Below are 6,623 nucleotides of genomic sequence, written 5' to 3'. Positions count from 1 at the left end.
TGTGGTGAGTGGATTTCAGTGGTGTGCTCTTCCTATCTCGCGTCACCGCGCCATGTCCCCCTGCCACTCCATACGTTGGAGTGGCAGGGGCACTTCGGGAGCGGTACTGCGGAGGGCGTCCGCCCAGTCCCCCGGCCGCGCGGACACCCTCCAGTCAGGAGGCCGCGCGCCCGTCAGGAGACCGCGCGCCCCGTCAGGGCCTGGGCGGCGGCCGGGTCCGTCCGGCGGCGCGGCGTCCACCCCGGCTTCGGGACGGACGCGATGAGGCGTCGCGTGTACGGGTGTTGCGGGTCGGCCAGCACCGTCGCCACAGGCCCGTGTTCGACGACCTTGCCCGCCTGCATCACCAGCATGTCGTCGCTGATGTGCCGGACGGCGCCGAGGTCGTGCGTGATGAACAGCAGAGCCGTGCCGGTGCGGGCGCGGATGTCGGCGAGCAGGCGCAGGATCTGTGCCTGGATGGAGACGTCGAGGGCGGCGATGGCCTCGTCGAGGATGAGGACCCGCGGTTCGGCGGCCAGGGCGCGGGCGATGGCCGCACGCTGGCGCTGACCGCCGGACAGGGCCCTCGGCAGGGCGGCCGCCTGCCGGTCGTCGAGGCCGACCATGTCGAGGAGTTCGGCGACACGGGCACGCAGTCGGTCCGTCGGCAGGCGCCGGTGCAGGGCGACCGCCTCCGCCACGGCGGCGCCGACGCGCTGGCGGCGGTCGAGGGAGGAGTACGGGTCCTGGAACACCATCTGGATCTGCCGGCCGCGGGCGCGGCGCTCGCCGGAGCGCGGACGCTTGTGCCCTGGCCCGCGTTCTTCGCCCTCGACGAGGATGTGTCCGCCGCTCTGCGTCTCCAGGCCGGCGATCATGCGCGCGGTGGTCGTCTTGCCCGACCCCGACTCGCCGACGATCGCCAGGGACCCTCGCTGCGGGAGGGCGAACGTCACGTCGTCCACGGCGACGAAGTCACCGAACTCCTTGCGGAGATTGCGTACTTCAAGCATGGCGGCCCGCCTCCTCGGCAGGGGCGGTGTACGGGAAGTGGCAGGCCGCCGTGGAGTCACCGGCGGCGCTCGGGGCCGGCCGCTCGCTGCGGCACAGGTCGCGCACGCGCGGACATCGGTCGCTGAAGGCGCAGCCGTCGGGTACTTCGAATCCGGACAGCGGCCGGCCGGGGATCGAACGAAGCTCGGTATCGGTCTCGAAGACCGAAGGCCTCGAGGACAGCAGGGCTCGGGTGTACGGGTGGGCAGCACGTTCCCGCAGATGGCCCGCGGGAAGTTCCTCGACCGTCGAACCCGCGTACATGACGACGATCCGGTCGCATACGGCGGCGGCCAGTTCGAGGTCGTGGGTGATGAACAGCAGGGCGAGCCCCCGCGCTTCGCGCGCCTCGGCGATGATGGCCATCACCTCCTCCTGTGTGGTCACGTCGAGGGCGGTGGTCGGTTCGTCGGCGAGCAGCAGGCGCGGCTCCGCGGCCAACGCGGCGGCGATCATGACCCGTTGGAGCAGTCCGCCCGACAGCTCGTGCGGCCGCTGCCGCATCCGCCGCTCGGCGTCGGCGATACCGACCTCCCGCAGAATGCCGGTGACCTTCCTGACGGCGTCGGCGGCCCGGACTCCCCTGGTGAGGGTCAGCCCTTCGATGAGGAAGTCGCCGACGGAGCGAGCCGGGTTGATGTGGGCGCGCGGGTCCTGGAAGACCATGGCGACCTCGCCCGCCCGGAACCTGCGCAGCCGCTCGGGTGCCATCCCCGCCACGGATTCGCCGTCGAAGGCGACCTCTCCGTGGACGCGGGCTCCTGCGGGCAGCAGACCGAGCACGGCGCGCGCGGTGAGGGACTTGCCGGAACCGGACTCCCCCACCAGCGCGACGGCCGCTCCCTCGGGAATGACGACGTCGGCCCGGTGCACGATGGGGCGTGGCTCTCCGAGGAGCGGCAGGTCGATGCCGAGCCCGTCGATCCGGAGCAGAGTCGGTGCGGTGCTCATGTTCGCTCTCCGAGCAGACGGCGGGACAGCCCCGCGCCAAGCAGGTTGAAGGCGACGACGACGAGGAGGATCGCGAGGCCCGCGTACAGGGACTGCTGTGGTGCCCCGGCGAGGATGGAAGGTGCTCCGTTGGCCACCATCAGTCCCCATTCCGGGTCGGGTGGCTGGCTGCCCAGGCCGAGGAAGGAGATCGCGGCGACGTCGAGCAGGGCGTAACCGAAGCCGATCGTCGCCTGGACGAGCACGAGGGGCCCGAGGTTCGGCAGCAGGTGGCGCAGCCAGATGCGTGCGGTGGGCGCGCCGAGGAGTTGGAGCGCGGAGACGTAGGGCAGGTTGCGTTCCTTGATCGCGGCGGACCGTACGACGCGGGTGATCAGGGGGAGATACGCGATCGACAGGGCGACGACCGGTGCGGTGAGGCCGGCGCCGAACACCGCCGCGACGAGGACGGCCATGATGAGTCCCGGGAAGCCGAACACCACGTCAAGGGCGCCGGAGACGAACCGGTCGAGCCATCCGCCGAACCAGGCCGCGACCAGGGCGAGCAGGGTGCCGAGCGTGGTGGACACGGCGATGACCACGGCGGGGGCGGCGAGACTGGCGCGGGTGCCGGCGATCAGCCGGGACAGCAGGTCGCGTCCGCTGTCGTCCGTGCCCAACAGGTGGGTGGCGGACGGTGCGGAGTGCACGTTCAGCGGGTCGACGGCGTTCGGGGCGTGCGGGACGAGCAGGGGTCCGCACAGGGCGAGCAGGACGAACAGGCCGACGACGCAGCCTGCGGCGAGCGTCACGCGGTCGCGCGGGCGTCCGGCGCGTGGCTTGGCCGCGGTACGGGCGAACAGGGCGCTGGTCATCGGGCCCCCTTCTGCGCGGCCCGCGGGTCGAGGGCGGCGCTGACCAGGTCGACGGTGGTGTTGATGACGACGAACACGACCACGAAGATCAGCGACACGGCCTGGACGACGGCCATGTCCTGCTTGGACGCGGCCTCGATCATGAGCGAGCCGAGACCGCCGGTGCCGAAGGCCTGCTCGGCAACGGCGGCTGTCGCGATGACACCTGCGATGCCGACGCCGGAGACGGCGAGGACGGGCCCGGACGCGTTGTACAGCACGTGCCGCCGGATCACCGCATGTTCGGGGACGCCGCGGCTGCGCGCGGTCTCCACATGTTCCGAGCGCAGCTCCGCACGGACGGCGGTCCGGGTCACCTGGGCCACGTATCCGATCCAGGTCAGCGCCAACGCGACGGCGGGCAGCGTCAGATGCTTCAGCGTGCCGGTGAAACCCTCGCCGGACCCGTAGACGGGAAACCAGGGCAGCTGGACGGCGAAGAGCCAGATGAGCAGCACCGCCATGACGAAGGTCGGCACCGCCATCGCACCCGCCGTCAGCGTCGTGACGAGCGTTTCGGTACGACCCCCGCGCAGAGCGGCGACGGTCCCGATGACCGTGCCGGTCACGAGGACGATCACGGCCGCGTACGTGACGAGCGCGAGGGTGTCCGCGGCGCGGGCGCCGATGAGACCGGCGACGGAGTCCCGGTAGACGAGGGACTTGCCGAAGTCGCCCTGGAGGCAGTTGCCGAGCCAGTGCAGATAGCCCTGGATGAACGGGTCGTCCAGGTGGTACTCGCGGTGGATCTGCGCAAGGACGGCCGGGTCGGGATCGCGGCTGCCGCCGACGAGCAGCGTGGCGGGGTCTCCCGGGGTGAGGAACATCGCCCCGTAGATGGCCAGGCTGGAGACGAGCACCGTCACGACCAGCAGGCTCAGTCGCGTGAGGACGAAGCGGAGCCTCATGCGGGCTCACTCCCCTTGCCGGTACGGGCCGGGGGCAGGACGGTCAGACGGAGGCGGGAGGGGTGGGCGGAGCCGGTGCGCAGCTTCTGCAGGCTCGCCTTGGGAGTCGTCGTGTGCCACGGACTCTCCAGGGAGCCGGAGTTGGGCAGGTGGTTCGGGAAGTCGCTGCCGGCGATCATCAGGGCGAGCCGGTGTCCGGGGCGCACCCGGTAGCCGGTGTGCCCGAGGGCGATCTCCAGCTCACCGGCCGTATCGCTCTGGGCGCAGCCACGGACGATCAGGCGCGCGGCGCCGTCCGGGGCCAGATCGAGGAGCCGGACGAAGACGTCGTACGTGGGTGCCGTGCTCTCCACGTGCAGCACCGCGTGTACGGGTCCGGCGAGGTCAAGCGGACGTTCGGAAGCGGGAGTCGTGAAGACGAGCACGTCGTCGCGGTCGAGGGTGGAGCGCTCGTCCACGTGGTCACGCAGCTGCAGAAAGGTGACGGGGGCGGCGGACGGTACGAGGCTCTCCGGGTCGTAGCGCCAGTCCACGTTTTCCGCGGCATCGGCCGGGCTCGGCGCGAGGGTTCCGCCGGGCACCATGCCGGGCGCGGCCGCCGGCCGCGCGAGGTAGAGCTCGGTGGCGGTCGCTTCGGGCGGCGGCCACGCGTCGGACTCGCGCCAGTCCGCGTGCCCGAGCTTCCACCGCACGCGCGGCAGCGCCTGGGGCCGTGCGGTGCCCTTGAGGAAGACGTCGAAGAACGCGATCGCCGGGGCGGTGTAGGAGTCCAGCATGCGGGCGAGGGCGGCATCGTCGGCAAAGTGATCGTTCTCGCGTGACACCGGGGCGTCTTCGAGAACGTAGTTCTCGTGGTCGGTCGTGTCGGCGATCAGATACTGCACCGCACCCCAGCCCGGGCGCCGGGCCAGCTCCGTGTAGTCACGCATGTGCGCGATGCCGAGATTGTCGAACCACCCCACGCAGTGCAGCACCGGCACGGGGCGCGCGTCGTACGGGTGCGGCCCGTTGTACGGGTCGAGGCGGATGTCGCCGACGATCAGGTCGAAGCCGGCCGACCGCCGCCCGATCGCCTCGAACGCCTCCTCGTACGCGGCGATGACCGGACGCCGGGTGAGATCGACGTCGAACTCGTAGCTCTCGCGGTCGGTCCACACCTGCGCCTGATACGTGGCCCCCTCCAGCCATACGGGCTGTCTGCCGGAGCCGGGGTCGTAGGCGGCGATGCCGGGCGCGTTCGTCGTACAGGTCACCCGGGGGACGATGGCGCGCAGGGCGGGGTGCTGGCTGGAGACCGCGGACCACTGGGTGAACCCGTAGTAGGAGTCGCCGAACATGCCCACCGACCCGTCGGACCAGGGCTGGTGGGTGATCCACTCCAGCGTGTCGTAGGCGTCGTCGACTTCCCCGGTCCAGCCCAGAGTCCGGCCCTGCGAGCGGAACTTGCCGCGGACGTCCTGGACCACCACGACGTAGCCGTGCGCGGTGAACCGCTCGGCGATCCTGTCGAAGAACACGTACCGGCTGTTCTTGTCGTAGGGCAGGCGGGCCAGGACCGTCGGCGCGGGCCCTCCGTCACCGGCGCCGTACACGTCGGTCGCGAGCCGTACGCCGTCCCGCATACGCACCATGTGCTGCCGCGCGTCCGGGGGCACCGGTTCCGCGGTGACACGCTGAACGACAAGGCTCATAGGGCCCTCCATGAAGGCAAACCTTTAGACAACATTGTGATATAACAGCGTTGCATTCAGAAGAGTTCAGCGTCAACCCCCTCTGAGCTAGGTTGCTTCCATGCCGATCGACGTCGACGAAGTCCAGCGCCGCGAGGCCATCGCCCAGGCGACGCTCGCGATCGCCGCCCGGGACGGCGCACGGGCCGTCACCATCCGCGCCGTGGCCAAGGAGCTCGGCGGATCCACGGCGATGGTGACGAATTACGTGCCGACGCGGACGGCCCTGATCACCAACGCCGTGCGCGCCGCCGAGTCCCGGTGGCGCACCGATCTCGAGGCCCACGTAGGCGAATTGACCGGCGCCGACCGGCTGCGCGCCACCGTGGAATGGCATCTCAGCACGGAGCCCGAGGACCTGCTGCTTCGCACGCTCTGGGTCGAGATGCTGTCCACGGCCCACATCGACCCGAGCGGCGTCGACCACGAGGAACCCCGCGAGTCCCGCCAGGAGTTCCTCGAAGCCTCACTTGCGGCGGGGGTGCCCGACGCGGCCCTGGCCGCCGACGTTCTGTCCCTGCTCACCCGCGGCTACTACGTCTCCTCCATGGAGGAGCCCGCCCACTGGACGCCGGAGCGAGCCGGCCGGGTGGCCCGGGCAGTCGTGGATGCGTTGATGGCCGGGACGCCGGCCACGCACGGTTGAGACACACCGCACGGCGACCGGAGACCGCCGCCGGAAACAGCTCAACGCTCACCGAGTTCGCCGCGCACCCTGCGAGAGGGAGTGAAGGCGTACAGATCCAGGACGTCGGGCGGTTCGGCGAGACCCGGCCCTCCGGCGCGCACCCAGGCAGTGATGTCCGCGGCGGCGTCCGGGTCGTTGACCTGGCCGAGCCACACCGGGCGGCCGCCCGCCCGCCGTCCTGCGGCGGAGGGCTGGATGACGATGACATTGGCGCGTTCGCATACGTCAAGGCAGTCGCTGCGGCGCACCAGGGCAACTCCCGCCAGCGCTGAGCGCAGATCGGCGGCCTGGGCCTCATGGTCCAGGTAGGGGACCTTGTCCGCGGTGCCGCAGCAGCAGCCTCGGCACACCGTCACGGTGGGCCGCCCCGGTCCGGCCTCGGGGGCGGTCGCGCGGTTTCGGCGGCTCACGCGCCGGC

7 protein-coding genes are annotated in these 6,623 nt (G+C 71.3%); 1 reads left to right on the top strand and 6 read right to left on the bottom strand.

The window, feature by feature from the left end; genetic code table 11:
- Positions 1-173 precede the first annotated feature (173 nt).
- Genes ABT367_RS40095 through ABT367_RS40075 form a run of 5 tightly spaced genes read right to left on the bottom strand, consistent with a single transcriptional unit; the run spans position 174 to position 5,478 of the window.
- Positions 174-995, bottom strand: coding sequence for an ATP-binding cassette domain-containing protein (locus ABT367_RS40095; protein ID WP_352258751.1), 822 nt, complete (start codon positions 993-995; stop codon positions 174-176).
- On the bottom strand, positions 988-1,986 hold the full coding sequence (locus ABT367_RS40090) for an ABC transporter ATP-binding protein (RefSeq protein WP_352258749.1): 999 nt from the start codon (positions 1,984-1,986) through the stop codon (positions 988-990). Before ABT367_RS40090 ends, ABT367_RS40095 begins: the two co-directional genes overlap by 8 nt.
- Positions 1,983-2,840 (bottom strand): ABC transporter permease, encoded by an 858-nt coding sequence (locus ABT367_RS40085; RefSeq protein ID WP_352258747.1) that lies wholly within the window; start codon positions 2,838-2,840, stop codon positions 1,983-1,985. Before ABT367_RS40085 ends, ABT367_RS40090 begins: the two co-directional genes overlap by 4 nt.
- Positions 2,837-3,787 carry an ABC transporter permease gene (locus ABT367_RS40080; protein ID WP_352258745.1) on the bottom strand — a complete coding sequence of 317 codons (951 nt, stop codon included), beginning with the start codon at positions 3,785-3,787 and terminating at the stop codon, positions 2,837-2,839. Before ABT367_RS40080 ends, ABT367_RS40085 begins: the two co-directional genes overlap by 4 nt.
- On the bottom strand, positions 3,784-5,478 hold the full coding sequence (locus tag ABT367_RS40075; protein ID WP_352258743.1) for a CocE/NonD family hydrolase: 1,695 nt from the start codon (positions 5,476-5,478) through the stop codon (positions 3,784-3,786). Before ABT367_RS40075 ends, ABT367_RS40080 begins: the two co-directional genes overlap by 4 nt.
- A 100-nt stretch (positions 5,479-5,578) precedes the next feature.
- Between ABT367_RS40075 and ABT367_RS40070 the strand changes: the two genes are divergently transcribed.
- Positions 5,579-6,163, top strand: coding sequence for a TetR/AcrR family transcriptional regulator (locus ABT367_RS40070; protein WP_352258741.1), 585 nt, complete (start codon positions 5,579-5,581; stop codon positions 6,161-6,163).
- A 41-nt stretch (positions 6,164-6,204) separates the two neighbouring features.
- Here ABT367_RS40070 and ABT367_RS40065 read toward each other — a convergent pair whose 3' ends face one another.
- Positions 6,205-6,615, bottom strand: a complete 411-nt coding sequence (locus ABT367_RS40065) for a (2Fe-2S) ferredoxin domain-containing protein (protein ID WP_352258753.1) — start codon at positions 6,613-6,615, stop codon at positions 6,205-6,207.
- Positions 6,616-6,623 lie beyond the last annotated feature (8 nt).

The sequence above is a fragment of the Streptomyces mesophilus genome, from assembly GCF_040300965.1.
Lineage (GTDB): Bacteria > Actinomycetota > Actinomycetes > Streptomycetales > Streptomycetaceae > Streptomyces > Streptomyces mesophilus_A.
The sequence above is the reverse complement of the archived record's forward strand: the minus strand, read 5'-3'. Positions and strand labels throughout refer to the sequence as shown.

What these genes read in the sequence shown, in the direction of transcription:
- ABT367_RS40095 (WP_352258751.1), bottom strand. Translation starts at nt 995, where the DNA reads ATGCTTGAAGTACGCAATCTCCGCAAGGAGTTCGGTGACTTCGTCGCC.
- ABT367_RS40090 (WP_352258749.1), bottom strand. Translation starts at nt 1,986, where the DNA reads ATGAGCACCGCACCGACTCTGCTCCGGATCGACGGGCTCGGCATCGAC.
- ABT367_RS40085 (WP_352258747.1), bottom strand. Translation starts at nt 2,840, where the DNA reads ATGACCAGCGCCCTGTTCGCCCGTACCGCGGCCAAGCCACGCGCCGGA.
- ABT367_RS40080 (WP_352258745.1), bottom strand. Translation starts at nt 3,787, where the DNA reads ATGAGGCTCCGCTTCGTCCTCACGCGACTGAGCCTGCTGGTCGTGACG.
- ABT367_RS40075 (WP_352258743.1), bottom strand. Translation starts at nt 5,478, where the DNA reads ATGAGCCTTGTCGTTCAGCGTGTCACCGCGGAACCGGTGCCCCCGGAC.
- ABT367_RS40070 (WP_352258741.1), top strand. Translation starts at nt 5,579, where the DNA reads ATGCCGATCGACGTCGACGAAGTCCAGCGCCGCGAGGCCATCGCCCAG.